The 24,786-nt window shown below is 58.1% G+C and carries 24 protein-coding genes and 1 riboswitch; of the genes, 14 read left to right on the top strand and 10 right to left on the bottom strand.

The features are described 5' to 3' along the window. Positions 1-16: 16 nt before the first annotated feature. Positions 17-313, bottom strand: a complete 297-nt coding sequence (ubiK, locus tag LBF07_RS07900; RefSeq protein WP_064673321.1) for a ubiquinone biosynthesis accessory factor UbiK — start codon at positions 311-313, stop codon at positions 17-19. A 119-nt stretch (positions 314-432) separates the two neighbouring features. After that, positions 433-583: riboswitch (FMN riboswitch) on the top strand. A 106-nt stretch (positions 584-689) separates the two neighbouring features. On the opposite strand from ubiK, the gene ribB reads away from it, so the two are divergent. Continuing rightward, positions 690-1,343: a 3,4-dihydroxy-2-butanone-4-phosphate synthase gene (gene ribB / locus LBF07_RS07895; RefSeq protein ID WP_023309208.1), complete on the top strand. Its 654-nt coding sequence runs from the start codon at positions 690-692 to the stop codon at positions 1,341-1,343. Positions 1,344-1,375: 32 nt separating this feature from the next. Here ribB and zupT read toward each other — a convergent pair whose 3' ends face one another. Next, positions 1,376-2,149 carry a zinc transporter ZupT gene (zupT, locus tag LBF07_RS07890; RefSeq protein ID WP_033146665.1) on the bottom strand — a complete coding sequence of 258 codons (774 nt, stop codon included), beginning with the start codon at positions 2,147-2,149 and terminating at the stop codon, positions 1,376-1,378. A 196-nt stretch (positions 2,150-2,345) separates the two neighbouring features. On the opposite strand from zupT, the gene ygiD reads away from it, so the two are divergent. Continuing rightward, a complete protein-coding gene (gene ygiD / locus LBF07_RS07885; protein ID WP_094935306.1) occupies positions 2,346-3,134 on the top strand; it encodes a 4,5-DOPA dioxygenase extradiol in 789 nt (262 codons plus the stop codon). A 92-nt stretch (positions 3,135-3,226) separates the two neighbouring features. Here ygiD and LBF07_RS07880 read toward each other — a convergent pair whose 3' ends face one another. The 3 genes from LBF07_RS07880 to tolC all read right to left on the bottom strand — a co-directional run bounded on the left by LBF07_RS07880 (position 3,227) and on the right by tolC (position 6,729). Further along, positions 3,227-4,387 carry a glutathionylspermidine synthase family protein gene (locus tag LBF07_RS07880; protein ID WP_029740694.1) on the bottom strand — a complete coding sequence of 387 codons (1,161 nt, stop codon included), beginning with the start codon at positions 4,385-4,387 and terminating at the stop codon, positions 3,227-3,229. Between the two features lie 2 nt (positions 4,388-4,389). After that, on the bottom strand, positions 4,390-5,058 hold the full coding sequence (locus LBF07_RS07875; protein ID WP_029740695.1) for a DUF1190 family protein: 669 nt from the start codon (positions 5,056-5,058) through the stop codon (positions 4,390-4,392). Positions 5,059-5,250: 192 nt separating this feature from the next. Next, positions 5,251-6,729, bottom strand: coding sequence for an outer membrane channel protein TolC (tolC, locus tag LBF07_RS07870; RefSeq protein WP_033146662.1), 1,479 nt, complete (start codon positions 6,727-6,729; stop codon positions 5,251-5,253). A gap of 204 nt (positions 6,730-6,933) precedes the next feature. On the opposite strand from tolC, the gene nudF reads away from it, so the two are divergent. The 5 genes from nudF to parE are packed head-to-tail and all read left to right on the top strand — an operon-like array spanning position 6,934 to position 11,342. Beyond that, positions 6,934-7,566 (top strand): ADP-ribose diphosphatase, encoded by a 633-nt coding sequence (nudF, locus tag LBF07_RS07865; protein WP_023333429.1) that lies wholly within the window; start codon positions 6,934-6,936, stop codon positions 7,564-7,566. After that, complete coding sequence (locus LBF07_RS07860; protein WP_003862516.1) at positions 7,563-7,985, top strand: DUF1249 family protein; 423 nt, start codon at positions 7,563-7,565, stop codon at positions 7,983-7,985. Before nudF ends, LBF07_RS07860 begins: the two co-directional genes overlap by 4 nt. 27 nt (positions 7,986-8,012) lie before the next feature. Beyond that, the gene (cpdA, locus tag LBF07_RS07855; protein WP_024906493.1) at positions 8,013-8,840 is read left to right on the top strand and encodes a 3',5'-cyclic-AMP phosphodiesterase; all 828 of its coding nucleotides are present in this window, start codon (positions 8,013-8,015) and stop codon (positions 8,838-8,840) included. Next, a complete protein-coding gene (yqiA, locus tag LBF07_RS07850; protein WP_008502976.1) occupies positions 8,840-9,421 on the top strand; it encodes an esterase YqiA in 582 nt (193 codons plus the stop codon). The genes cpdA and yqiA overlap by 1 nt, the downstream gene beginning before the upstream one ends. A 28-nt stretch (positions 9,422-9,449) precedes the next feature. Continuing rightward, on the top strand, positions 9,450-11,342 hold the full coding sequence (gene parE / locus LBF07_RS07845; protein ID WP_029740698.1) for a DNA topoisomerase IV subunit B: 1,893 nt from the start codon (positions 9,450-9,452) through the stop codon (positions 11,340-11,342). An 83-nt stretch (positions 11,343-11,425) separates the two neighbouring features. On the opposite strand, the gene LBF07_RS07840 is transcribed toward parE, so the two are convergent. Beyond that, a complete protein-coding gene (locus tag LBF07_RS07840) occupies positions 11,426-13,567 on the bottom strand; it encodes a TonB-dependent siderophore receptor (protein ID WP_094935307.1) in 2,142 nt (713 codons plus the stop codon). Positions 13,568-13,953: 386 nt separating this feature from the next. Between LBF07_RS07840 and LBF07_RS07835 the strand changes: the two genes are divergently transcribed. The 5 genes from LBF07_RS07835 to LBF07_RS07815 are packed head-to-tail and all read left to right on the top strand — an operon-like array spanning position 13,954 to position 18,627. Beyond that, positions 13,954-14,766 (top strand): ABC transporter ATP-binding protein, encoded by an 813-nt coding sequence (locus LBF07_RS07835; protein WP_094935308.1) that lies wholly within the window; start codon positions 13,954-13,956, stop codon positions 14,764-14,766. Beyond that, positions 14,763-15,746, top strand: a complete 984-nt coding sequence (locus tag LBF07_RS07830; RefSeq protein WP_047060368.1) for an iron ABC transporter permease — start codon at positions 14,763-14,765, stop codon at positions 15,744-15,746. Before LBF07_RS07835 ends, LBF07_RS07830 begins: the two co-directional genes overlap by 4 nt. Next, positions 15,743-16,783: an iron ABC transporter permease gene (locus tag LBF07_RS07825; RefSeq protein WP_094935309.1), complete on the top strand. Its 1,041-nt coding sequence runs from the start codon at positions 15,743-15,745 to the stop codon at positions 16,781-16,783. Before LBF07_RS07830 ends, LBF07_RS07825 begins: the two co-directional genes overlap by 4 nt. A gap of 9 nt (positions 16,784-16,792) precedes the next feature. Further along, positions 16,793-17,743: an iron-siderophore ABC transporter substrate-binding protein gene (locus tag LBF07_RS07820; RefSeq protein WP_094935310.1), complete on the top strand. Its 951-nt coding sequence runs from the start codon at positions 16,793-16,795 to the stop codon at positions 17,741-17,743. Further along, a complete protein-coding gene (locus LBF07_RS07815) occupies positions 17,740-18,627 on the top strand; it encodes a MurR/RpiR family transcriptional regulator (RefSeq protein WP_033146656.1) in 888 nt (295 codons plus the stop codon). Before LBF07_RS07820 ends, LBF07_RS07815 begins: the two co-directional genes overlap by 4 nt. Before the next feature lie 83 nt (positions 18,628-18,710). On the opposite strand, the gene LBF07_RS07810 is transcribed toward LBF07_RS07815, so the two are convergent. The 4 genes from LBF07_RS07810 to qseB form a co-directional block, all read right to left on the bottom strand. Next, positions 18,711-19,025: a putative quinol monooxygenase gene (locus LBF07_RS07810; protein ID WP_008502984.1), complete on the bottom strand. Its 315-nt coding sequence runs from the start codon at positions 19,023-19,025 to the stop codon at positions 18,711-18,713. 31 nt (positions 19,026-19,056) lie between these two features. Continuing rightward, positions 19,057-19,638, bottom strand: coding sequence for an NAD(P)H-dependent oxidoreductase (locus tag LBF07_RS07805; RefSeq protein WP_094935311.1), 582 nt, complete (start codon positions 19,636-19,638; stop codon positions 19,057-19,059). 105 nt (positions 19,639-19,743) lie between these two features. Then, positions 19,744-21,081 carry a quorum sensing histidine kinase QseC gene (gene qseC / locus LBF07_RS07800; protein WP_094935312.1) on the bottom strand — a complete coding sequence of 446 codons (1,338 nt, stop codon included), beginning with the start codon at positions 21,079-21,081 and terminating at the stop codon, positions 19,744-19,746. Next, positions 21,078-21,737 (bottom strand): quorum sensing response regulator transcription factor QseB, encoded by a 660-nt coding sequence (qseB, locus tag LBF07_RS07795; RefSeq protein WP_094935313.1) that lies wholly within the window; start codon positions 21,735-21,737, stop codon positions 21,078-21,080. Before qseB ends, qseC begins: the two co-directional genes overlap by 4 nt. A gap of 139 nt (positions 21,738-21,876) precedes the next feature. Between qseB and LBF07_RS07790 the strand changes: the two genes are divergently transcribed. Continuing rightward, entirely contained in the window at positions 21,877-22,278 is a 402-nt protein-coding gene (locus LBF07_RS07790; RefSeq protein ID WP_023309189.1) for a YgiW/YdeI family stress tolerance OB fold protein, read from the top strand. 118 nt (positions 22,279-22,396) lie between these two features. Next, positions 22,397-24,655: a DNA topoisomerase IV subunit A gene (gene parC, locus LBF07_RS07785; protein WP_047650119.1), complete on the top strand. Its 2,259-nt coding sequence runs from the start codon at positions 22,397-22,399 to the stop codon at positions 24,653-24,655. The last annotated feature ends 131 nt before the right edge of the window (positions 24,656-24,786 follow it).

Genomic DNA, 24,786 nt, shown 5'->3' with positions numbered 1-24,786 from the left:
GGGCATCAGGCCGCACTTACTCCTGGTCATCCACCGGTGGAATGGCCGGTGCCGGCTTCACTTCTTCCGGCGCATGGCGGTTTTCCAGCTCGCTCAGACGCTGTTCCAGCAGCGCCAGCTTCTCGCGGGTGCGCAGCAGAACCTGGGTCTGCACGTCAAACTCTTCGCGGCTGACTAAATCAAGGCGAACCAACTGCGCCTGGAGCGTCTGGCGGATTTTCTTTTCTACGTCATCACCAAATTCACGAATGCCTTTTGGCATAGATTCATGAACCTGACGCGCGATCTGCTCAATTTTTTTCGGGTCAATCATTGGCGTTTCCCTTGATGGAAAAGTGTTAGTGTCCATTGTAGCGCGTCATGCCCGGGGTAAACAAAATTGTTTGATGCTTATGCATTGCCCAGGATAATCAATAGCGTTATAGTTATCTCGCTTATTCTCAGGGCGGGGCGAAATTCCCCACCGGCGGTAAATCAGCGTGACGCTGAAAGCCCGCGAGCGCTTTGGGTGAATACTCAAAGGTCAGCAGATCCGGTGTAATTCCGGGGCCGACGGTTAGAGTCCGGATGGGAGAGAGTAACGATCAAGTCGGGCATGGGCCCGCTCACGTTATCTTTTTGCCGCTTATACGGCGCTCCTAAGACTGCCCTGATTCTGGTAACCATAATGTTAATGAGGTTTTTTTACCATGAATCAGACGCTACTTTCCTCTTTTGGCACTTCAACTCAACGTGTTGAACATGCACTGGATGCACTGCGCGAAGGCCGCGGTGTGATGGTGCTTGACGATGAAAACCGTGAAAACGAAGGCGACATGATTTTCGCCGCCGAAAACATGACCGTTGAACAGATGGCGCTGACCATCCGTCACGGCAGCGGCATCGTATGCCTGTGTATTAATGAAGATCGTCGTAAGCAGCTCGATCTGCCGATGATGGTCGAAAACAACACCAGCGCCTTTGGTACCGGTTTTACCGTGACCATTGAAGCGGCGCATGGCGTGACCACAGGTGTGTCTGCGGCTGACCGTCTGACCACCGTACGTGCAGCGATTGCTGATGGTGCGAAGCCATCCGATCTGCACCGTCCAGGCCACGTCTTCCCACTGCGTGCGCAGGCGGGCGGCGTGTTGACCCGCGGTGGTCACACCGAAGCGACGATCGACCTGGTGACGCTGGCTGGCTTCAAACCTGCTGGCGTGCTGTGCGAACTGACCAACGATGACGGCACCATGGCGCGCGCGCCGGAATGCATTACCTTTGCCCGCCTGCACAACATGCCGGTGGTCACGATTGAAGATCTGGTTGAGTATCGCCAGGCGCACGAGCGCAAAGCCAGCTGAAAATAAAAACGCCGGGATATCCCGGCGTTTTTTTACCCGATTCCTGCGGTCTGCAGCAGAACCAGACTTAATCCCATCACCGACATTCCGCACAGCACGCCATAGCTGGGGTTGTTGTTAGGATCGATCTCCTTCGCCAGCGGCATCAGTTCATCCACCGAAAGCGCAACCATGATCCCGGCTACCGCGGCCATAATCGCCGCCATCACTACCGGAGAGACCAGGCTACCAAGGATCAGCCAGGCCAGTACGCCGCCAAGGATTTCGGCCATCCCGGAAATGCCCGCCCAGAACACCGCGGTGCGTTTCGATCCCGTTGCGGCATACACGGGTCCGGCGACGGCCAGTCCTTCAGGAATATTGTGTAAGGCGACCGCCAGTGCGATGCCAAAGCCCATCTCAAGATTGCTGCTGGCCGTCACGTAGGTAGCGACCCCTTCCGGGAAGTTGTGCAGGCTGATGCCAAGCGTTAACAGCACGGCGGTACGCTTGATATTGCGCGGCATGGGCGTCACGTTTTTCTGCATTAAATCCTGCGGATGCGCGTGCGGTAGCATCCGATCGAGGGCAAAGTATCCCAGCAGGCCAAAGACAAACATGCCGTAGCCCAGCAGCGGAGACATGCCTTCCGTGCCCAGCGCGGCAGGCAGCATCTCCATCAGGGAGATGAGCAGCATGATCCCGGCAGCAAAGCCCAGTGAAAAGGCCAGTACGCGGTTAGAGGGCTTTTGGCCGAGCACGCCGAGGAGCGCACCGATGAAGGTCGCGGCGCCCGCCAGTATGGTCAGGATCAGGGGGACTGACATGCATTGCTCCTTATGATAATCATTCTCATTAATATAAATGATTCATTTCTGGCAAAGCGAGGGTGAAAACCCGGCTTTACACATTCCTTACATTCAAATTTCCTGATGATGATCTTCACGCTTATCTGCGTTCATCTTTGCCGGATTGCGCGTAATGTAGCACCATTAAATTGACACCTTCTGTAAGGATATCACCATGACTTCTTCCCGTATGCCAGCCCTGTTTTTAGGCCACGGTAGCCCAATGAACGTTCTGGAAGACAACGTCTATACCCGCGCCTGGCGTCATCTTGGCGAGACGTTGCCGCGTCCGAAAGCGATCGTGGTGGTGTCTGCACACTGGTTTACCCGTGGGACGGGCGTGACCGCCATGGAAGCGCCAAAAACCATTCATGATTTTGGCGGCTTCCCGCAGGCACTGTACAACACGCATTATCCGGCCCCCGGCTCGCCTGAGCTGGCGCAAAAGCTGGTAGAGTTGCTGGCACCTGTCCCTGTGACGCTGGATAAAGAAGCCTGGGGCTTTGACCATGGCTCCTGGGGAGTGCTGATTAAAATGTATCCTGACGCGGATATCCCGATGGTGCAGTTGAGCATCGACAGCACTAAACCGGCGGCCTGGCATCTGGAGATGGGGCGTAAGCTGGCAACCCTGCGTGATGAAGGCATCATGCTGGTGGCGAGCGGCAACGTGGTGCATAACCTGCGTACCGCACGCTGGCACGGTGAGAACACGCCGTACCCGTGGGCAACCTCTTTTAACGACTACGTCAAAGCGAACCTGACCTGGCAAGGCCCGCTTGAGGAGCATCCGCTGGTGAACTATCTGGATCATGATGGCGGTTCGCTCTCTAACCCGACGCCGGAACACTTCCTGCCGCTGCTGTACGTTCTTGGCGCGTGGGATGGTCAGGAACCGGTGACGATCCCGGTCGACGGTATTGAGATGGGCAGTCTGAGTATGCTGTCGGTGCAGGTGGGATAATAAAAGCAAAACGGCAACCTCAGGTTGCCGTTTTTAGTGTTTGCACCCTCTCCCTGTGGGAGAGGGGCGGGGTGAGGGCATCAGGCTGCGGCCTATTCGACAAAAATGTGCGGATAAAACCGTGACAGATCCTGCGTGATCAGCGCGCGATCTTCGCGAATGCCAATCCCGGCCGGTTGATCGTTGATGAGCCAGCTGCCAATCAGGGTATAACTGTCGCCAAATTTCGGGAGTTGATAGAACTCCTGGACGATCATCCCTTCTTCGCCGTATGGCCCTTCAACCGCTTCCAGCGTCTTGCCGTTTTCGATAATCGAGACGTTTGCGCCTTCGCGGGAGAAGATCGGCTTAACAACGTATTTTTCCATTTGCGGGTAATCATCTTCCGCAAAATAGGCTGGCAGCAGGTTCGGGTGGTTCGGGAACATCTCCCAGAGCATCGGCAGCAGGGCTTTGTTAGAGATGATGCTCTTCCAGGCCGGCTCCAGCCAGCGTACGCCAGCATCTTCCAGCTTGGTGGAGAACATCTCGCGCAGCATGTATTCCCACGGGTAGAGCTTGAACAGGTTGCTTATCACCTGGTCCTGCATATCCGTAAACTGACCTTTTTCACCCAAGCCGATATCCTCGATATAGAGGAACTCGGTCGCCACTTCCGCTTCGGCGGCGCAGTCCTGCAGATATTGAACCGTGCCACGGTCTTCTTCCGTGTCGCGGCAGCAGGCGAGATGGAGCAGGTTAAAGCCATGCTGTTCACGCAGCTCGGCAAAACGCTCAATCAGCTTTTCCTGCAGGCTGTTAAACTGGTCGCTGCCTTCCGGCAGGTTTCCGGCATTGGCCTGGTCTTCCAGCCAGATCCACTGGAAGAACGCCGCTTCATACAGAGAGGTTGGCGTATCGGCGTTGTTTTCCAGAAGCTTCGGTTCACCTTTGCCGTCCCACGCCAGATCCAGGCGAGAGTAAAGCGAAGGCTGATTCGTTTTCCACGACTGGCGCACAAAGCCCCATGTGTGCTTCGGAATGCGGAACTTTGCCATCAGCTCGTCGCTGTCGATGACCTTTTCCACGACCTTCAGGCACATCTGGTGCAGCTCGGCCGTCACCTCTTCCAGTTTTTCCACCTGAGCCAGCGTGAGCTTGTAATAGGCGTCTTCACACCAGTACGGCTCGCCGTACATGGTGTGGAAGTTAAAACCGTACTCGGTGGCTTTTTCGCGCCAGTCCGGGCGCTCGGTGATACTGACTCGTTCCATGATCAGCCGCCCATTGAGCGAGTAGAGGAGGTGCCTGTCGCACTACGCTGCATGCTGGTCTGCTTCGCCACAGATTCACCAAACCCGCCGCGGGTGATGGTGCTGGTGGTCGCAGGCTTCGGCGCCATCGCCGTTTTCGGAACGTTCACGGTGCGGCCAGGGGTCGCTGCGCCGTAGCCTTTGCCGCTGGCATCGGTATATTGACCGTAAGCCGGGCTGGCCGGGTTTTTCGAGCTAAACAGCGGCTGCTGCTGGTAGCCCGCACCGCCGCCCATCAGACGACCCATCATGTAGCCTGCCATCAGCGGCATCCAGAAGCTGCCGCTGGACTGAGCCTGCGCCTGATTTTCAGGTGCGGTGCCTGCCTGAGCCGGTGCCTGCTGGCACTGACCTTCACCAAACTCCGCCACGCAGTCTTCGCGTGAGGCATATTTCGGCGCAGTACGTTCCGCTTCTTTCAGAGCGCTGGTGTAAGCCGTTTTACATTCGGCGGCTTTGCCGGTTGCGGCGGAGCAGTCGTCTGCGTTTTGATACAGCGAAACCGTTTCGTCATTTTTCTCACAGCCTGCCAGCATAAAGACAGCCGTGACCGCCAGCGCAACAGGGGTGAGGTGACGCGCGTTCCAGCTCTTGCGGAACGAAGCGTGATTTATGGATTTTGTCCGTTTCATGTTTGTCTTCCAGGACCCAGTGGTAATAACGCTCAGGATAGAGGATGAGTGGTTGAAAATGAAGCGAAGAGGGGCGGAATCAGGGGGATCTTTACGTTGGCTTACGTTCGGATGTGATTCAGATGCGCCCCTTTCCCTGTGGGAGAGGGGCGGGGTGGAGGGCATCAGGCCGCAGTGGGCCTGATAACACTCTTAGTTACGGAACGGATTATTGCCTTTGCTGGCGGATGTAGTGGTACGCGCAGCGGCCGGCTGTGCCGCAGGGGTGCTACTGTTAGCGTTGAAGTTATCAACCGCGGCAACCTGCTCCGGGTTCTCCGGCGCAACGCTGTCCGGAGAGGTGGAGACCGGTTTGCCCAGCGCGCTGTTCAGCATCTGCAGGTCTTGCTCGTTCAGCGTACCCAAAGCCTGTTTGATGTTCAGCTGGTTAATCAGGTACTGGTAACGCGCGCTTGAGAGCTGCTGTTTCGCGTTGTACAGCGTGGTGGTCGCGTCGAGCACGTCCACGATAGTACGTGTACCGACCGAGTAGCCCGCTTCCATCGCATCCAGAGAGCTCTGCGCAGACACAACGGCCTGTTTATAGGCGTTGATGCTGCTGATCGAGGCGTTCACGTTGTTGAAGGAGGAACGTACGGTCTGCACCACGTTGCGGTGGGCGCTTTCCAGCTGCTCGCTCGCGCCAACAAAGTTGTACTGCGCCTGTTTCACCTGAGAGTTGACCTGACCGCCCTGATACAGTGGCAGGGAGAAGCTCAGACCCACTTTATTCTGACCCATATTGCTGTCGTCATACTGGGACGTATTGGTTTTAGAGCCGCTATAGGACGTATCAGAGACACCGGTAGACGCGCTCAGGCTCAGGGTTGGCAGATGGCCGTCCTGCGCCTGACGAATTTGCTCGCGGGCCAGGTCCTGGCTCAGACGCGCCTGCAGCAAACTCAGGTTGCGGTTTTCCGCCTCTTTCAGCAGGGCGTTAACGGCCTGCGGTTTATCCGTTTTAAAGCTGTCCACGTTCAGCGACGCCAGCTCAGGATAGTAATTCCCGGTGACCTGACGCAGGGATTCCAGCGCGTTGTCGAGGTTGTTACGCGCGGTCACTTCGTTAGCCAGCACGGTGTCGTACTGTGAACGGGCGTTCTGCACGTCGGTGATCGCGACCAGGCCCACGTTGAAACGCTGGGTAGTTTGATCTAACTGGCGGTAAATCGCCTGTTTCTGCGCTTCGGTGTAGGAGAGTGCGTCAATCGCGCTCAGCACGTTGAAGTACGCCGTGGCGGTGTTTAGGATCAGCGTCTGCTGGTCGGTCTGATAGGTCACATCCTGGATACCCGCGCTCTTTTCCTGCAGGGTCAGGGCGCGCCATTTGGACATATCAAACAGCGTCTGTGTCAATTGCAGTGAGGCGCTGGTAGCATTGGAGTTTACGCCGTTAGCGTCGCGGAAACCGTTGCTGTAGGTATAATCTGCACCTAAACCTAACTGTGGCAGCAAGGGGCTACGCGCTTCGTTAATCTTTTCAAACGCAGCATCACGATCGGCCGCTGATTTACGTAAATCAGGGTTGCCCAGACGTGCCTGCTGGTAGACCTGTAACAGGTTTTCCGCCTGGCTCATTGCACTGAAGCCCGTCAGGCTCAGGCCGATAAGGATGGGGAGCAATTTCTTCATTTGCATTCCTTGTTGTGAAGCAGTATTAGCGCTGATCTAATTAAAAAATAATTGCCGATTCTAACAGAATCTTCCATACCAAAAGGTTGGCGTAACGTGCCATCTGGCGGTAATTTGCACCAATCTACCATATAGCCTTACAAACGGCAGCCAAACAGCCTTGAAATTCACAATTTCATCACCATTGCTACCAGGACTCGACTCATGCAAAAACCAGAAAAGTTGCCCGTGACATTCGCCAAAAACGATGTAGAAATTATTGCACGAGAAACGCTTTATAGCGGTTTTTTTTCAATGGATCTTTACCGTTTCAGGCATCGCCTGTTTAACGGGGAAATGAGCGGCGAAATCAGACGCGAAATTTTTGAGCGCGGGCATGCGGCAGTCTTGCTACCCTTTGACCCAGTGCGTGACGAAGTTGTGCTGGTGGAGCAGATCCGCATCGCCGCTTATGACGTCAGTGAGAGCCCGTGGCTGCTGGAGATGGTGGCCGGGATGATCGAAGAAGGTGAGTCTGTTGAAGACGTCGCCCGTCGCGAGGCGCTGGAAGAGGCCGGACTGGTGGTGGGCCGTACAAAACCGGTGCTGAGCTATCTGGCAAGCCCGGGCGGTACCAGCGAGCGCTTGTCCATAATGGTGGGCGAAGTGGACGCCACGACGGCGGAAGGGATCCACGGTCTGGCAGATGAAAACGAAGATATTCGGGTTCATGTGGTGAGCCGGGAACAGGCTTATCAGTGGGTAGAAGAGGGGAAAATCGACAACGCAGCGTCTGTCATCGCCCTGCAATGGCTGCAGCTGCATTATCAGACATTACGAAACGAGTGGAAAAAATGAAGCGCTATACGCCTGACTTCCCAGAAATGATGCGCCTGTGCGAAACCAATTTCGCACAATTGCGCCGCCTGCTGCCGCGAAACGACGCACCCGGCGAAACGGTAAGCTATCAGGTGAGCAACGCGCAGTATCGGTTAACGATAACAGAATCAACGCGCTACACTACGCTGGTGGAGATTGAGCAAACGGCACCCAGCATTAGCTACTGGAGCCTGCCGTCGATGACGGTGCGCCTCTATCACGACGCGATGGTCGCTGAAGTGTGTTCAAGCCAGCAGATCTTTCGCTTCAAGGCGCGGTATGATTACCCGAATAAAAAGTTGCATCAACGCGACGAAAAGCATCAAATTAACCAGTTTTTAGCCGACTGGCTAAGATATTGTTTAGCACATGGAGCAATGGCGATTCCGGTTTGTTAGCGTCATAAACCTACCTAAGGACACCATTTGGAAAGCCTGTTGAACCTGACTGTTGCTGGTGGGGCGCCAGTCAGGATATTACAAATCACCGATACCCACCTTTTTGCCGAAAAGCATGAAACGCTACTGGGGGTCAACACCTGGGAGAGTTATCAGGCGGTACTTAGCGCCATTCACGCTGAAAACCGTGCATGCGATCTGATTGTCGCAACGGGCGATCTGGCGCAGGATCAGTCCTCCGCGGCCTACCAGCATTTTGCTGAAGGCATCGCGAGCTTTAGCGTGCCTTGCGTCTGGCTGCCGGGAAACCATGACTTCCAGCCCGCCATGTACAGTTCTCTCCAGGATGCGGGGATTTCTCCGGCGAAATGTGTTTTTGCGGGTGAACAGTGGCAGATCCTGCTGCTCGATAGCCAGGTGTTTGGCGTCCCGCACGGTGAGTTAAGCGAGTTTCAGCTCGACTGGCTTGAGACCAAACTGGCTGCTGAACCTGAACGTCACACGCTGCTGTTGCTTCATCATCATCCTCTGCCGGCGGGCTGCAGCTGGCTCGATCAGCACAGCCTGCGCAACTCCGCAGCGCTGGATCGCGTGCTGGCGAAATTCCCACGGGTGAAAAATCTGCTGTGTGGACATATTCATCAGGAACAGGATCTCGACTGGAACGGACGCCGCATGCTGGCGACGCCGTCGACCTGCGTTCAGTTTAAGCCGCACTGCGCCAACTTTACGCTGGATACCATCGCGCCAGGCTGGCGCTGGCTGGAACTGCATGCCGACGGCACGCTGACCACGGAAGTCTGCCGTTTGACCGGTGCAAAATTCCGCCCGGATACCGCTTCAGAAGGCTATTGATGTCTACGCTCCTTTATCTGCACGGATTCAACAGCTCGCCGCGCTCTGCAAAAGCGACACAGTTTCGCCAGTGGCTGAGCGAGCATCACCCCGACGTTGAGATGATTATCCCGCAGCTGCCGCCTTACCCGGCAGAGGCCGCGGAGATGCTGGAATCTATTGTGCTTGCGCACGGCGGCGAAACCTTCGGTGTGGTCGGTTCATCCCTGGGCGGGTACTACGCCACCTGGCTCTCACAATGCTTCATGCTGCCCGCCGTTGTGGTTAATCCGGCGGTACGGCCATTTGAGCTGCTGAGGGACTTTCTTGGCGAAAACGAGAACCCCTACACCGGGCAGCAATATGTGCTAGAGTCACGCCATATTTACGATCTCAAAGTTATGCAGGTCGACCCGCTTGAGGCACCGGATCTCATCTGGCTGCTGCAACAGACGGGTGATGAAGTGCTGGATTACCGCCAGGCAGTGGCGTATTACGCCTCCTGCCGCCAGACTATAGAAGAGGGCGGAAACCATGCTTTCACGGGCTTTGAGAATCATTTCACCCAGATTGTCGATTTTCTTGGACTGCACAGCCACTGACAATCAATGCGAATTGCTAGTTTAAATCATGACGCAAACCTATAACGCTGATGCCATTGAGGTCCTCACCGGGCTTGAGCCGGTTCGCCGCCGCCCGGGGATGTACACCGATACGACGCGCCCAAACCATCTGGGCCAGGAAGTTATTGATAACAGTGTGGACGAAGCGCTGGCGGGCCATGCCAAACGCGTTGACGTCATTCTGCACGCCGATCAGTCGCTGGAAGTCATCGACGACGGGCGCGGCATGCCGGTGGATATCCATCCGGAAGAGGGCGTGCCTGCCGTTGAGCTGATCCTCTGTCGTCTGCACGCGGGCGGTAAGTTCTCCAACAAGAACTACCAGTTCTCCGGTGGTCTGCACGGCGTGGGCATTTCCGTGGTGAACGCCCTGTCCAAACGCGTGGAAGTGAACGTCCGTCGCGACGGTCAGGTGTACAACATCGCGTTTGAAAACGGCGATAAGGTGCAGGATCTGCAGGTTGTCGGCACGTGCGGCAAACGCAACACCGGTACCAGCGTCCACTTCTGGCCTGACGAAAGCTTCTTCGACAGCCCGCGTTTTTCCGTTTCTCGCCTGACGCACCTGCTGAAAGCCAAAGCGGTGCTGTGTCCGGGCGTGGAAATCACCTTTACCGATCACGTTAACAATACCGCACAAACCTGGTGCTACGCCGACGGTCTGAACGATTACCTGTGCGAAGCGGTAAACGGCCTGCCGACGCTGCCGGAAAAACCGTTTGTCGGTAACTTTAGCGGCGATACCGAAGCCGTGGACTGGGCGCTGCTGTGGCTGCCGGAAGGCGGCGAGCTGCTGACCGAAAGCTACGTCAACCTGATCCCAACCATGCTCGGCGGTACCCACGTCAACGGCCTGCGTCAGGGGCTGCTGGACGCGATGCGTGAGTTCTGCGAATACCGCAATATTCTGCCGCGCGGCGTGAAGCTGTCGGCGGAAGATATCTGGGATCGCTGCGCCTACGTGCTCTCCGTGAAGATGCAGGATCCGCAGTTTGCCGGTCAGACCAAAGAGCGCCTGTCGTCACGTCAGTGCGCGGCGTTCGTTTCCGGCGTGGTGAAAGATGCGTTTACCCTGTGGCTGAACCAGAACGTGCAGGCAGCAGAGATGCTGGCCGAAATGGCCATTTCCAGCGCCCAGCGTCGTCTGCGCGCCGCAAAGAAAGTGGTGCGTAAAAAGCTGACCAGCGGCCCTGCGCTGCCGGGCAAGCTGGCGGACTGTACCGCGCAGGATCTCAACCGTACCGAGCTGTTCCTCGTGGAAGGGGACTCGGCGGGCGGATCGGCCAAGCAGGCGCGCGATCGTGAATATCAGGCGATCATGCCGCTCAAGGGTAAGATCCTGAACACCTGGGAGGTCTCTTCTGATGAAGTGCTGGCCTCGCAGGAAGTGCACGATATTTCGGTGGCGATCGGCATCGATCCGGACAGCGACGATCTGAGCCAGCTGCGCTATGGCAAGATCTGTATCCTCGCGGATGCGGACTCCGATGGTCTGCACATCGCCACGCTGCTGTGCGCGCTGTTCGTGAAGCACTTCAAAACGCTGGTGAAAAATGGTCACGTCCACGTGGCGCTGCCGCCGCTCTACCGTATCGACCTCGGCAAAGAGGTTTACTACGCGCTGACGGAAGAAGAGAAAGCGGGCGTCCTGGAACAGCTGAAGCGCAAGAAGGGCAAACCGAACGTGCAGCGCTTTAAAGGGCTGGGCGAGATGAACCCGATGCAGCTTCGCGAAACGACGCTGGATCCGAACACGCGCCGTCTGGTGCAGCTGACGATCAGCGATGAAGACGAGCAGCAAACCAACGCCATGATGGATATGCTCCTTGCCAAGAAACGTTCGGAAGACCGACGTAACTGGCTGCAGGAGAAAGGCGATATGGCGGATATTGAGGCCTGATGCCCTCACCCTAACCCTCTCCCGCCGGGAGAGGGAATGGATCGTAGGCCCGGTAAGCGTTAGCGCCACCGGGCTTTTTTACATCAAAACTCCATCTTCACCGTAAACTGCACTTCGCGCGGATCGCCAATCTGGTTGCCCAGGTTGTTGGTCGCAATCGACGACGTGTAGTAGGTCTTATCAAACAGATTTTTCACGTTCACCTGCAGCGTCACCGGATACTGTAGCTTCATCTTGTACGCCGCAAACGCGTCCGCCACGAAATAGCCCGGCAGATAATAATCCGCACCGTTGGTTGCTGAGCGACGGCTTACGCCGTGCCCGCCGCCGCCCAGCGTCAGGGTATTCCCGGCAAACGCATTGTGAATATCGTAGGTCAGGAACAGGGAGCCGGTATGGCGCGGCACGTTCGGCAGCGGTTTGCCCGCATAGTCCGGATCTTCCAGAACCTTCGCGTCGGTATAGCCGTAGCTGGCGATAATGTTGGTGTTCTCGGTCAGTGACCCGGCGAGATCCACCTCCACGCCCTGCGAGCGCACGCGGCCCGCTGTTTTGGCGACGGTTTCATCACCCACGCTTTCTGTGTACAGCACGTTGCGCTTGTGGATATCAAACAGCGCAATATTGGCGGTAATGCCGTCGAACAGGTCAAACTTAGCGCCTATTTCATACGCGTTTGACGTTTCCGGCGGCAGGTCACCAATGTAGCTCGCAATGGACGACTGCGGCATAAACGTCTGGGAATAGTTGGCAAACAGCGAGACCGCCGGGGTGAGCTTATAAACAAGACCCAGCTTCGGCGTCCACTGGTCGTCGCGGCTGTCGGTGTTCACGTTAAACGGACGGCCTTTCCCCGCGTACTGGGTGTAATACTGATAGCGCATTCCGGCGACGGCGATCCACTTATCGGTCAGGTACAGCGCGTCCTGCGCGTAGGCGGAGTAGCTTTCCTGCTTAATGGTTTGATCGCTGTCGGATGCCGAGACGGTGGTGCACTTGCCGAGGCTGCCGTAGCTCGGGTGGTAAATATTGAAGTCCTTAACGTTCTTACAGCGGATCATATCCGTACGCAGCAGATCGTAATTCTCATACGACACGCCGGTCAGGATCTCATTGTAAAAGCCCGCGATGTCCACGTTCCCCTGCAGATCCGCTCGCGTCGTGTGCATACGCTGGGTCGAGCCCTGGGTCGCATCCACGCGGCGGGTCAGGTTGCCGGTTTTTGAATCGTAGGCCATCACGCGGGCCTGGTTATCGCTGTATTTATCCTGGCTGTAGCTGTAGTCGAACTTCGCGGTCCACTGGCTGTTAAGGCGATACTCCGCGTTGAGCTGAGCGAGATCGGACTGTCCGTCGGTCACGTTAAACGGTTCGTCGAAGCGGGTTTTGCGATCGACGTTGACGGCTTTTTTAGTGTTGAGATCGAAGATCGTTCCGCGATCGAACGGCGTTTTATAGTCGCGATGCGAATAGAGCACGGTCACGGTGGCATCGTCGCCGAACCAGGTCAGCGACGGGGCAATAAAGGTGCTGCGTTCGTTGCCGAAATTACGCCAGTAATCCTCGTCCTGATATTCGCCCGTCAGGCGATACGCCAGGCGCGTGCCGTCAATCGGGCCGGTAACATCAACCTGTCCGGTGCCGCCGCCAAAGCTGGACGAGGTAGCGGAAAGGGAACCGCCGAAGGTCTTCTCCGGGCGTTTGGTGACGACGTTAATCAGGCCGCCCGGATCGAGAATGCCGTAGAGCGTCGAGGCCGGGCCTTTCAGCACCTCCACGCGCTCGGTTGCAGCATTAAAGCTGCGCGGCAGCACGGTGCGCAGGCCGTTGGTCATGATCGAGCCGTCGCGGTTCGCGCCAAATCCGCGGCGCACAAAGGCATCCTGCGTGCCGCCCAGGGTGTTGGTCTGCACCACGTTGCTGACGTTATAGAGCGCTTCATCCAGCGTGGTGGCATGCTGATCCGCCAGCACTTTGTCGCTGACGGTATTGACCACCTGCGGGATGTCCAGCATCGGCATGTTGGTTAACGTCGCGGTGGAGGTATTCAACGGCTGATAGCCATTCGTGGCCTCCGCCGTCGTATTTGGATCGGCGGTGACGGTAAGCGTTTCGCCGTCTTTAGTCGCGGTGTTATCTGCTGCCTGCACCAGCGGCGCCATAAACAGCAGTGAAAAGAGCGCGCGCCCTTTTACCCCAGAGAGTGAAGGTGTGAACGTAGCCATTACATCTGTTATCCCGAAATATCCCGCGAATGACGTTTCGCGGAAAAATGTGTGAGTCATTGCCCTTTACGGTCTGTCCGTTAGCCACGGTGGGCATCGGACATGTAATTGAGAATCATTCAATCATGCGCGAATGTAGTAGTAAATGGAAAAAAGAAAAAATCGACTACAACGTTTAGCCGGGCGTATAAGCGCAGCGGGATGATTATTAATTTATTGAATTAAATGCTTTTTAAAGTCATTCCTTGTTCATTTTTCCTCAGGCTTACCCCTGGTTTTATCAGGGTGTTTCTTCTCTTGACTACTACATGGCGCAGCGTCAAACTCTCAAAAGAGAATGATTTTTATTTATATTTGTTGCGCTTTTTTATTACGTTGGCATTCACGTGGCTCACAACACAAAAAAACCGGGACTGGTTCTGAAGAACCTCTCTGCGGGCTATCAGAAAAAAATCATCGTTGATGATATCTCCCTTGCGATCCCTCAGCAGAAAATGACCGTGCTGGTAGGGGCGAACGGCTGCGGAAAATCCACGCTGCTGAGCACCATTGCGCGTTTGCTTCAGCCGCTTGGCGGCGCGGCAGTTCTCGACGGCAAGGCGATCCACGAGCAGCCGACCAAAGCCGTCGCCCGCCAGCTGGGTATCCTGCCGCAGTCTCCGCTGCTCCCGGAAGGGTTGACCGTCTTTGAGCTGGTCTCGCGCGGGCGTTTTCCCTGGCAGAACTTTATGCGCCAGTGGAGCGACGAGGACGAGCTGGCGGTGGAAGAGGCCCTGCGCCTGACCGGCACGGCGGAGTTTGCCCATATGCCGGTGGAAAGCTTATCCGGCGGCCAGCGTCAGCGCTGCTGGATCGCCATGGCGCTGGCGCAGCAAACGCCGTATATCCTGCTTGACGAGCCCACGACGTTTCTCGATCTCCGCTATCAGGTGGAGATCCTGGAACTGCTGCACACCCTGACCCGCCGGCACGGGCGTACCGTCGTGGTGGTGCTGCACGATCTCAACTTCGCCGTAAACTACGGCGATTCGCTGGTCTTTTTACGCCAGGGGAAAGTTGAAGGCGTATTGCATGAGGGCGATGCCTGTACGCCGGAGCTGATTAAAGCGGTGTTTGATGTGGACGTGCATATGTCCATAAACCCGTTGACCGGCAAGCCGTTCTTTATGCCGTTTCGCCAGGGCCCTGTTCAGCCATGATGCGCTCCTCTCTGGCCTTCCCGATCTTCGCTTTGCTGCTGGCGCTGGGCGCGATTATGCATTTGGGCATCGGCGCACGCTTCATCGCCCCGCAGACGGTGGTGGAGGCATTCTTCCATTTCGATCCGCGCAATTTCGACCATAACGTCATTATCAAATTAAGACTGCTGCGCCTCTGCGCCGCGATGGTGACGGGCGCCGCGCTCGGCGTGGCGGGCGTGCTGCTGCAGTCCGTGATCCGCAACCCGCTCGGCGAGCCGCATATTCTGGGGCTCAACGCCGGGGCCGCGCTGGCGGTCGTGATTACCAGCGCGCTTGGGCTGTCGCTGCCGTTTGGGCGCCCGCTCGTTGCCGCCGCCGGTGCCGCCGCGCTGTTTTTGCTGGTGCTGATGTTCTCCTCGTCCGGTCGCACCGGGCTTACGCCGATGAAGGTCACGCTGTGCGGCGTGGCGATGTCGGCGTTTGCCTCGTCGATTACCGCCGCGGTGTTAATTCTCGATGAACAGACGCTGCTCGCCATGCGCACATGGCTGGCAGGGGACCTGGCCGGGATCAACGTGCAGACGCTCCGGAGCGCCCTTTGGGCTGCAACAGCCGGTTTTGTTCTCGCCATCGGGCTGTCGCCCTCGCTCAACATGCTGGCGCTGGGAGACCGAATGGCGCAGGGGCTTGGCGTGTCGCTGCTGAAAACCCGCCTGCTTGCCCTGCTGGCCATCGCGCTGCTCTGCGGCGCGGCCGTCTCAATTGCCGGGCCGATTGGCTTTATCGGGCTGGTCGTGCCGCAGCTCATTCGCCGTCTGGTGTCGGTGGATTTACGCGTTATGGTGCCGCTGTCTGCCCTGTGTGGCGCGCTGGTTCTGCTGCTGGCGGATATCGCCGCCCGCACGCTGTTTACGCCCTGGGAGCTGGCAACCGGCATCATGACGGCCCTGGTCGGCGCACCCGTATTCATCTTTATGGCATCGAGGATGTTCAAATGAACCGGGCCGGATTCCGCGCGATCCGTATTGGCCGTTTATCGGCGCTGGTTCGCCCGAGGGCGCTGGCCTGCCTGACGCTTTTAGCGCTGGTGGCGTTAAGCCTGCTGGGCTTTGGCCTGACGCACGGTTCTCTGCCTGTTCCCATCTCCGCCATCGGGCGCGCGCTGTTTTCTCCTGAGAGCCTGACGGCGGAGACGCGCTACATCGTGATGGATATCCGCCTGCCGCGCCTGCTGATGGCGGTGCTGTGCGGCGCGATGCTCGGCATGGCGGGGGCGGCAATGCAGTCCATCACCCGCAATGGTCTGGCCGATCCCGGGCTTATTGGCGTGAAGGAGGGCTGTAGCGCGGCGGTACTGCTGCTGATTTTTCAGTTCCCGGCGCTGGGCCTGGCCTGGCGTCCGCTGGTCGGCATGGCCGGCGGGCTGCTTACCGCGCTGCTGGTTATCGGCCTGGCGCGCGATATCTCGCGCCCGCGGTTCATCCTGATCGGCATCGGCGTGTCGTGGGCGTTTGCCGCCGCAATGGGCGTCTTTATCACCACCGCCGACGTGCGGGACGTGCAGACGGCGATGCTGTGGCTGGCGGGAAGCCTGCATGCGGCAAACTGGACGCTGGTGGGGTTAGCCGCGCTCTGGGCTGCCCCCGCGTTTGCGCTGCTGCTGTTTACCGCACGGGCTGCGGACGTGGCGTTGCTTGGCAATCAGGCCGCCGCGGGCCTTGGCGTACGCACAACCCGGCTGGCGCTGCTGCGGGTTCTCGCCCCGGTGGTGCTGACGGCGGCCTGCGTCTCGTGCGTGGGCAGTATTGGTTTCGTGGGGCTTATTGCCCCGCATATGGCGCGCCTGCTGCTGCGCGGTGGGCAAACCGCGCTCCTGACGGGAAGCGCCGTGCTGGGCGCGCTGCTGGTGCTGCTGGCGGATAACGTCGGACGTCTGGCGTTCCTCCCGCTGCAGCTGCCGGCGGGAATTGTGATTTCATTGATTGGCGGACCGTTTTTCCTGCTGCTGCTCTGGCAGCGTCGGGACAGATTTTAGGAGACTAGGATGCGCGTAGTGTTTTCGATGCTGTTGCTGGTGGGGTTCGCGGTGGGTGCGGCGGAGCCGACGCAGACGTTTACTGACGATCTGAACCGAAAAGTGGTGGTGCCGGTTCATCCGAAACGGATTGTCTCTTTACACGATCTGGATATCACCATTCCGCTGATTGAGCTTGGCGTGCCGCCGGTGGCAAGCCATGGCCGCACGCGGCCGGACGGCAGCCACTTTCTGCGCTCCAGCGGCATGTTGACCGGCGTCGACTTCGATAATTCCGACATTACATTTATCGGCACGGCCGATATCGACATTGAAGCCATCGCCGCCGCAAAGCCTGACCTGATCGTTACCGAGCCGACCCGTAACACCCCGGTGGAACAGCTGGCGAAAATTGCCCCGACGGTGAGCATCGATCATCTCGACGGCGGCGCGCCGGAGATCTACCGCAAGCTGGCTCAGCTGACGGGAACGCAGGCGCGGCTCAAGGTTCTGGAGCGGCGCTATCAGGAGCAGATTAAGGCCCTGAAGGCGACAATTGATACCAGCAAGGTGACCGTGTCCGTGATTCAGGCGAATCAGGGAAAGATTAATGCCATGCACAGCTACCACTCGCTGGGCCGCGTGTTGCGCGACGCCGGATTCACCTTCCCGCCGCTGATTGAGTCCATCCCGGACGGAGGGCGCATCGACGTCAGCGCCGAGCGCCTGCCGGAGCTGGATGCCGATTTCGTCTTCGCCACCTGGCGCGGGGATACGGGCGGTAAACCGCAGGACGAGCTGGCGGCGATGGATGCGGTCATGCCGGGCTGGTGTCAGTTCCTGAATGCCTGCAGAACCGGGCATTACGTGCTGATCTCGCGTGAAGAGGCCATCTCGAATTCGTACGCCTCGTTAGGGCTGATGGCCGCGCAGGTGCAGTCGCAGATTGCCGGGCGTCCGCTGCCGGAGGCGTCACGGTGATCCGCAAAGAGAAAGGGCGCGTGGATGTCTATGGCGACCGCTTTCGCGCGCGTGCGCATCAGCTGACGCCGCGTCTGCTGCAGGTTGCACGCTATATCCATGACAACCGCGAAGCGGTGATGGAACAGACCGCAATGGAGATCGCGACGCTGTTGAAAACCTCGGATGCCACGGTGGTCCGCGCCATTCAGGCGCTGGGTTTCGCCGGGCTGCGCGATCTCAAGCAGACGCTGGAGCAGTGGTTTGGTCCGGTGGTCACCTCCAGCGAAAAGATGTCCACCACGGTGAATACGCTCGCCAGCGACGTCAACGCGAGCATTGATTTCGTGCTGGAGGGGCATCAGCATACCTGCGAGGTGTTATCCGAGCCCCACAACCGCTACGCGATGGCCCAGGCGGTCTCTCTGCTGGCGCAGGCGAGGCAGGTTGCCATATTTGGCATTGGCGCCTCCGGCATTCTGGCCGAGTACACCGCCAGGCTGTTCAGTCGCATGGGGTTACCCGCCACGCCGCTTAACCGTACCGGGATAGGGCTTGCCGAGCAGCTGATTGCGCTTCAGCGCGGCGACGTGCTGGTGATGATGGCGCAGAAATCCGCGCACCGGGAGGGGCAAACCACGCTGCGTGAAGCAAAACGTCTGGGCATTCCAACTATATTGCTGACCAACGCCCTCGATTCGCGTTTCAGCAAGGAGGCCAGCGTGGTGATCCACGTTCCGCGCGGCGGCGAAAAAGGCAAAATCCCGCTCCACGGCACGGTGCTGCTGTGTCTGGAGATGATCATCTTATCCGTCGCCTCCACCGAGCCGCAGCGCACCATCAAGTCGATGAAGCGCATCAACGAGCTACACCGTGGGTTAAAGCCGGGGAAGAAAAGCACCTAAAAACAAAGCCCGGTAGCGCTGACGCTCACCGGGCCTGGATCTGTTCTCCCTCTCCTTTCGGGAGAGGGCGGGGGAGGGGAAACTTAAACCCCTTGCTCCAGAATGCGGATGTGGGTTTCCAGCACGTCACCCTTAACCGCGTCGCTCCACGCTTTCATGTGCGCGGTCTGCAGGTGCGCTTCAAGATGCGCGACGGTTTCCCACTGCTCAACCATGATGATCGAGTCTGGCGCGGTCGCCTGGAAGCTGGCGTCAGTGGCGGCATCCACCATCGGCGCGTAGCCGTGGCAGCCTTCTTCTTTCAGTACGGTCGGGATAATTTTCGCGAACTGATCCAGCACCGCCTGGCGGTGATGTTGACCTGGACGAGTACGGATTTCTGCGATTACGGTAAGCATGTTTACTACTCCTTTAATTCCAGGCTACCAGTTAAGCAAAAATTTCCGCGAGATGCTTGCGATATTCTGCGATATAGCTCGGGACGTCAGGCATTTTAATCACGTCGTTGACGATAAAGGTCGGCAGCGGATCCATGCCCAGGAACTGGTTAGCCTTGTGGAACGGCAGGTACGCGCCGTCGACGCCCACGCCTTCGAAGAACTGTTCTTTATCGGTGAAGGCTTCCAGCGGGGCGTTCCAGGTCAGCGAGAGCATATATTTTTTGCCCTGAATCAGGCCGCCCGAGCCGTATTTTTTGGAGGCGTCAGAGCGGGTGCGGCCATCGCTGGCATACAGCGAGCCGTGACCTTCGGTGAACACGTCGTCCATGTATTTTTTCACGGTCCACGGCGCGCCCATCCACCAGCCTGGCATCTGCCAGATCACCACGTCAGCCCACAGGAAGTTCTGCACTTCGGCCTTCACGTCATAACTGCTGTCTGCACGCACGACCTTAATATCATGCCCGGCGTCGCGCAGGAAACCGTCCGCGACCTCGGTCAGGGTGTCATTCAGCTGGCCTTTAGAGTGCGCAAATTCTTTTGCACCGTTGATAATCAGGATGTTGCTCATTATTTGTCCTCGATGATGAGAGTATGGCCAGTATTCTACGGGCGAGGACGGTGCGGTAAAATGAGCAAAATGTGCAAAGTCTTTTGCGTTAAACGCAATAATCCCTTACCAGCTGACCTTCACTTCAAAACCGCCTTCAGGGGCATTGCCCAGCGAAACGCGCATCCCGTGCAGGGCGGCGATGCGTTTTACAATGGATAACCCCAGCCCGCTGCCCGTGGCATCCTGACCCGGCGGGCGATAAAAGCGCTCGCCGATGCGCGCCAGCGCGTCCGGTGAAATGCCTGGGCCGTTGTCGCGCACGGTAAAGCCACGCGCGTCCAGCGTTACGTCCACCACGCTGCCGCGCGGGCTGTAGCGAATCGCGTTATCCAGCAGGTTGCGCACCAGCAGGCTCAGGAGCAGCTGCTGGCCCGTGCGTGTCACCTCTGGTGCATGGATGTTCAGGCGAATATCAATGCCCGCCTGCTGCGCCGGATACCAGATATCCAGCACGGCCGACTGCAGCAAGTCGGCCAGGGGAATCGGTTCGACATCGTCAAGGTTATCCAGCGAGTCCAGACGCGACAGCGTGAGGAGCTGATCCACCAGCCGGGAAGCGCGGTCGATGCCCGCATGCAGCTGCGTCAGCGCCTTTTCCCGCGCCTGCGGATCGTCATGAGAGAGCTGGGCCACGTCAGTTTGCACCTTCAGGGCCGCCAGCGGGCTGCGCAGCTCGTGGGCGGCATCGGACGTAAAGCGGCGCTCGCGGGTCATCATCTCCTGGGTGCGCGCGAAGAGATGATTCAGCGAGTCGAGCAGGGGGCGTACTTCCGTAGGAAGGCCCTCGGTCGGCAGTTTATCGGTGGCATCCGGCGAGCGGGAGCGCAGGGTCTGCGCCAGCTTTTTCAGCGGCTTCAGCTCCCGACTCAGGAGGACGATCAGCAGCAGCAGCATCACGGGCAGCGCCACCAGCCAGGGGGTCAGCTGCGAGCTGACCACGTCCAGCGCCATCTCCTGGCGGTACTCCCATTCCTGGCCGACCACTACGCGGTACTTCCCGTCGGGTGAGGTTAGCCATAAAAAACGCCACTCGTCGTTGTCGCCCTGCAGCTGCCCGTTATCGAACCCGTCGCGGCGATAGTGGTACGGAATATCGCGTCCGTTTTCACCGTCGTTGAGGAGCATTTTGCCGTCGACGGCGTAAATGGCGAAAGCCAGCGCGTCGTCGTCCAGACGACCGTGCTTCACTTTTTTCGGGATCTCGCGCATGCGTTCGGGGGCGCGGATCTCGTCCAGATCCATCGTCAGCAGCCGTTTAGCAAACAGCATCTGCTGGGTATCGAACAGCTTGTCGAGCTTGTGGGTCGTCTGCTGCCAGGCAACCAGGCTGGCGGCAAACCAGGCCGTCAGAGACAGAAGTAAAAAGAGAAGCGTCAGGCGCAGCTTCAGGCTCAGTTTCATGCGTCACCCAGGGTATAGCCGATGCCGTGCACGGTGCGGATAAACTCGCTCCCAAGCTTGCGGCGCAAATGATGGACGTGAACCTCGATGGCGTTGCTGGAGACGTCGTCGTCCCAGGTATAGAGTTTTTCCTCGATCAGCTTTCGCGGCAGCACCCGACCGGTGTTACGCATTAACAGCTCCAGCAGCGCGAACTCTTTCGGCTTGAGCGTCAGCGGCTCACCGTCCAGCGTGGCGATGAGACGGCTCGGATCGAGCGTGACCTTCCCGTGACGCAGCTCGCTACGCGCCTGGCCGTGGCTGCGGCGGACCAGCGCTTCGAGGCGGGCACCCACTTCGATCAGCGCGAACGGCTTACAGAGATAATCATCCGCGCCAAGACGTAGCCCTTCGACGCGCTGGTTAAGCGCATCCCGCGCCGTCAGAATCAGTACCGGCTCGCTGCGCCCGCTCTCGCGCCACGCGCGCAGGATGTCCAGACCGTCAATTTCCGGCAGCGTCAGATCCAGCACCACGGCATCATAGGGTGCAGAAGACAGCGCGGCCTGGCCGGTTTTACCGTCGGTAAACCAGTCCACGCTAAAACCCATTTTGCTCAACCCCGCCTTGATACCGTCGCCGATTAACCTGTCGTCTTCTACCAGTAAAATGCGCATGTTCCCTCCTTGATGTCGTCAGTAAACCCTCTGTAAGCGCCTGCTGTACAGCAATAATAAATAAATTTTTCCCTTAAGAAGTTGTTAAGGATTACCCTGTTAAATGGACTGCGAAACGACATTAAAGGGAGAGATGAAGATGAAAAAATTCGCTGCAATTGCTGCCATCATGATGATGACCACCGCGCCGGTCTTTGCTGCTCAGGGCGGTTTTACTGGCCCATCGGCCACACAGACCCAGACGCAAACTCAGCAGGGCGGTTTTGTCGATAACAACGCCAACCTCACCACTGCGGCAAAAGTGAAAGACCTGAAGGACGATGCCTGGGTGAAGCTGCGCGGGAACATCACCGAGCGCCTGTCCGATGACCGCTACACCTTCCGCGATGAGTCCGGCACGGTCGTAGTTGAGATTGACCACAAGCGCTGGAACGGCGTGACCGTCACTCCGCAGGATAAAGTTGAACTGCAGGGTAAAGTCGATAAAGACTGGAACGAGTTTGAAATCGACGTGAAGCAGGTTATTAAGCTGAACAAATAACCCGAAATGGGCCGCCTGTGCGGCCCTTTTTCTTTGTGACTCAATTCATCAGATGAGGTAGTATCTGCGGCAATATTGCCTGAAACCCTTCGGTTTCTGAGTTGAGGAATCACACGTAATGAGCGATATGGCAGAGCGCCTCGCGCTACATGAATTCACGGAAAACGCCTACCTGAACTACTCCATGTACGTCATCATGGACAGGGCGTTGCCGTTTATCGGGGATGGCCTGAAGCCCGTTCAGCGCCGCATCGTGTATGCGATGTCCGAACTGGGGCTGAACGCCACCGCCAAGTTTAAGAAATCCGCCCGTACCGTCGGTGACGTACTGGGTAAATACCATCCGCACGGCGACAGCGCCTGTTATGAAGCGATGGTGCTGATGGCGCAGCCGTTCTCTTACCGCTATCCGCTGGTGGACGGGCAGGGGAACTGGGGTGCGCCGGACGATCCGAAATCCTTCGCGGCGATGCGTTATACCGAATCCCGTCTCTCTAAATATGCCGAAGTGCTGCTGGGCGAGCTGGGTCAGGGAACCGTTGACTGGGTGCCAAACTTCGACGGTACGATGCAGGAGCCGAAGATGCTGCCTGCGCGTCTGCCGAACATCCTGCTGAACGGTACCACCGGTATCGCGGTCGGTATGGCGACGGACATTCCGCCGCACAACCTGCGTGAAGTGGCGAAAGCCGCCATTACCCTGATTGAGCAGCCGAAAGCGACGCTCGACGAGCTGCTGGATATCGTGCAGGGGCCAGATTTCCCGACCGAAGCCGAGATCATCACCTCGCGCGCGGAAATCCGCAAAATCTACCAGAACGGTCGCGGCTCCGTGCGTATGCGCGCGGTGTGGAATAAAGAGGACGGCGCCGTGGTGATCACCGCGCTGCCGCATCAGGTTTCCGGTGCCAAAGTGCTGGAGCAGATCGCCTCCCAGATGCGCAATAAAAAGCTGCCGATGGTGGACGACCTGCGCGACGAATCGGATCACGAAAACCCGACCCGTCTGGTGATCGTGCCGCGCTCCAACCGCGTGGACATGGAACAGGTGATGAACCACCTGTTCGCCACCACCGATCTGGAAAAAAGCTACCGCATCAACCTGAACATGATTGGCCTCGACGGACGCCCGGCGGTGAAAAACCTGCTGGAGATCCTCACCGAATGGCTGACGTTCCGCCGCGATACGGTCCGCCGTCGTCTGAACCATCGTCTGGAGAAAGTGCTTAAGCGCCTGCATATCCTCGAAGGTTTGCTGGTGGCGTTCCTCAATATCGACGAAGTGATTGAGATCATCCGTACCGAGGACGAGCCGAAGCCGGCGCTGATGTCGCGCTTTGGCATCAGCGAAACCCAGGCCGAAGCGATCCTCGAACTGAAGCTGCGCCATCTCGCCAAACTGGAAGAGATGAAGATCCGCGGCGAGCAGAACGAGCTGGAAAAAGAGCGCGATCAGCTGCAGGCGATCCTCGCGTCCGAGCGCAAGATGAACACCCTGCTGAAGAAAGAGCTGCAGGCCGATGCAGACGCCTTCGGCGACGACCGTCGTTCTCCGCTGCACGAGCGCGAAGAAGCGAAGGCCATGAACGAGCACGACATGCAGCCGTCCGAGCCGGTGACCATTGTTCTGTCGCAGAGCGGCTGGGTGCGTAGCGCCAAAGGCCACGATATCGACGCGCCGGGGCTGAGCTACAAGGCGGGCGACAGCTTCAAAGCGGCGGTGAAAGGCAAGAGCAACCAGCCGGTGGCGTTTATCGACTCCACCGGCCGCAGCTACGCCATCGACCCGATTACGCTGCCTTCCGCGCGCGGGCAGGGCGAGCCGCTCACCGGCAAGCTGACGCTGCCGCCGGGGGCGACGGTTGACCATATGCTGATGGAAGCCGATGACCAGAAGCTGCTGCTGGCGTCCGATGCGGGCTACGGCTTTATCTGTACCTTTAACGACCTGGTCTCCCGTAACCGTGCCGGTAAGGCGCTGATTAGCCTGCCGGACAACGCCCACGTGATGGCGCCGCTGGTGATCGAGAACGAAAGCGACATGCTGCTGGCGATCACCACCGCCGGACGTATGCTGATGTTCCCGGTCAGCGATCTGCCGGAACTGTCGAAAGGCAAGGGCAACAAGATCATCAACATCCCGTCGGCGGAAGCCGCGAAAGGCGAAGATAGCCTGGCGCACCTCTTCCTCCTGCCGCCGCAGAGCACGCTGACCATTCACGTCGGCAAGCGTAAGATCAAGCTTCGTCCGGAAGAGCTGCAGAAAGTGGTGGGTGAGCGCGGTCGCCGCGGCTCGCTGATGCGCGGACTGCAGCGCATCGACCGCGTGGAGATTGACTCTCCTGCACGCAGCACCGCGGGTGACAGCGAAGAGTAATGTCGTGATATCCCCCTCTGCCCGGAGGGGGAGTTTCAATAAAATTTCCCGTAAAATCGTTGTTAATTCGTGCGTTGCGATTAACAATACGCGCTCGTAATAAAGTCCTTACCTGGCCACAGGTGAAGTAT

The organism is Enterobacter cloacae complex sp. ECL352 (genome assembly GCF_020149545.1).
Classification (GTDB): Bacteria; Pseudomonadota; Gammaproteobacteria; order Enterobacterales; family Enterobacteriaceae; genus Enterobacter; species Enterobacter asburiae_B.
This window is presented reverse-complemented; position numbering and strand designations above follow the sequence as displayed.

What these genes read in the sequence shown, in the direction of transcription:
- nudF (WP_023333429.1), top strand. Translation starts at nt 6,934, where the DNA reads ATGCAAAAACCAGAAAAGTTGCCCGTGACATTCGCCAAAAACGATGTA.
- LBF07_RS07790 (WP_023309189.1), top strand. Translation starts at nt 21,877, where the DNA reads ATGAAAAAATTCGCTGCAATTGCTGCCATCATGATGATGACCACCGCG.
- parE (WP_029740698.1), top strand. Translation starts at nt 9,450, where the DNA reads ATGACGCAAACCTATAACGCTGATGCCATTGAGGTCCTCACCGGGCTT.
- zupT (WP_033146665.1), bottom strand. Translation starts at nt 2,149, where the DNA reads ATGTCAGTCCCCCTGATCCTGACCATACTGGCGGGCGCCGCGACCTTC.
- ubiK (WP_064673321.1), bottom strand. Translation starts at nt 313, where the DNA reads ATGATTGACCCGAAAAAAATTGAGCAGATCGCGCGTCAGGTTCATGAA.
- LBF07_RS07820 (WP_094935310.1), top strand. Translation starts at nt 16,793, where the DNA reads ATGCGCGTAGTGTTTTCGATGCTGTTGCTGGTGGGGTTCGCGGTGGGT.
- LBF07_RS07830 (WP_047060368.1), top strand. Translation starts at nt 14,763, where the DNA reads ATGATGCGCTCCTCTCTGGCCTTCCCGATCTTCGCTTTGCTGCTGGCG.
- qseB (WP_094935313.1), bottom strand. Translation starts at nt 21,737, where the DNA reads ATGCGCATTTTACTGGTAGAAGACGACAGGTTAATCGGCGACGGTATC.
- LBF07_RS07805 (WP_094935311.1), bottom strand. Translation starts at nt 19,638, where the DNA reads ATGAGCAACATCCTGATTATCAACGGTGCAAAAGAATTTGCGCACTCT.
- ygiD (WP_094935306.1), top strand. Translation starts at nt 2,346, where the DNA reads ATGACTTCTTCCCGTATGCCAGCCCTGTTTTTAGGCCACGGTAGCCCA.
- LBF07_RS07840 (WP_094935307.1), bottom strand. Translation starts at nt 13,567, where the DNA reads ATGGCTACGTTCACACCTTCACTCTCTGGGGTAAAAGGGCGCGCGCTC.
- yqiA (WP_008502976.1), top strand. Translation starts at nt 8,840, where the DNA reads ATGTCTACGCTCCTTTATCTGCACGGATTCAACAGCTCGCCGCGCTCT.
- tolC (WP_033146662.1), bottom strand. Translation starts at nt 6,729, where the DNA reads ATGAAGAAATTGCTCCCCATCCTTATCGGCCTGAGCCTGACGGGCTTC.
- parC (WP_047650119.1), top strand. Translation starts at nt 22,397, where the DNA reads ATGAGCGATATGGCAGAGCGCCTCGCGCTACATGAATTCACGGAAAAC.
- LBF07_RS07880 (WP_029740694.1), bottom strand. Translation starts at nt 4,387, where the DNA reads ATGGAACGAGTCAGTATCACCGAGCGCCCGGACTGGCGCGAAAAAGCC.
- ribB (WP_023309208.1), top strand. Translation starts at nt 690, where the DNA reads ATGAATCAGACGCTACTTTCCTCTTTTGGCACTTCAACTCAACGTGTT.
- LBF07_RS07875 (WP_029740695.1), bottom strand. Translation starts at nt 5,058, where the DNA reads ATGAAACGGACAAAATCCATAAATCACGCTTCGTTCCGCAAGAGCTGG.
- LBF07_RS07860 (WP_003862516.1), top strand. Translation starts at nt 7,563, where the DNA reads ATGAAGCGCTATACGCCTGACTTCCCAGAAATGATGCGCCTGTGCGAA.
- LBF07_RS07825 (WP_094935309.1), top strand. Translation starts at nt 15,743, where the DNA reads ATGAACCGGGCCGGATTCCGCGCGATCCGTATTGGCCGTTTATCGGCG.
- qseC (WP_094935312.1), bottom strand. Translation starts at nt 21,081, where the DNA reads ATGAAACTGAGCCTGAAGCTGCGCCTGACGCTTCTCTTTTTACTTCTG.
- LBF07_RS07810 (WP_008502984.1), bottom strand. Translation starts at nt 19,025, where the DNA reads ATGCTTACCGTAATCGCAGAAATCCGTACTCGTCCAGGTCAACATCAC.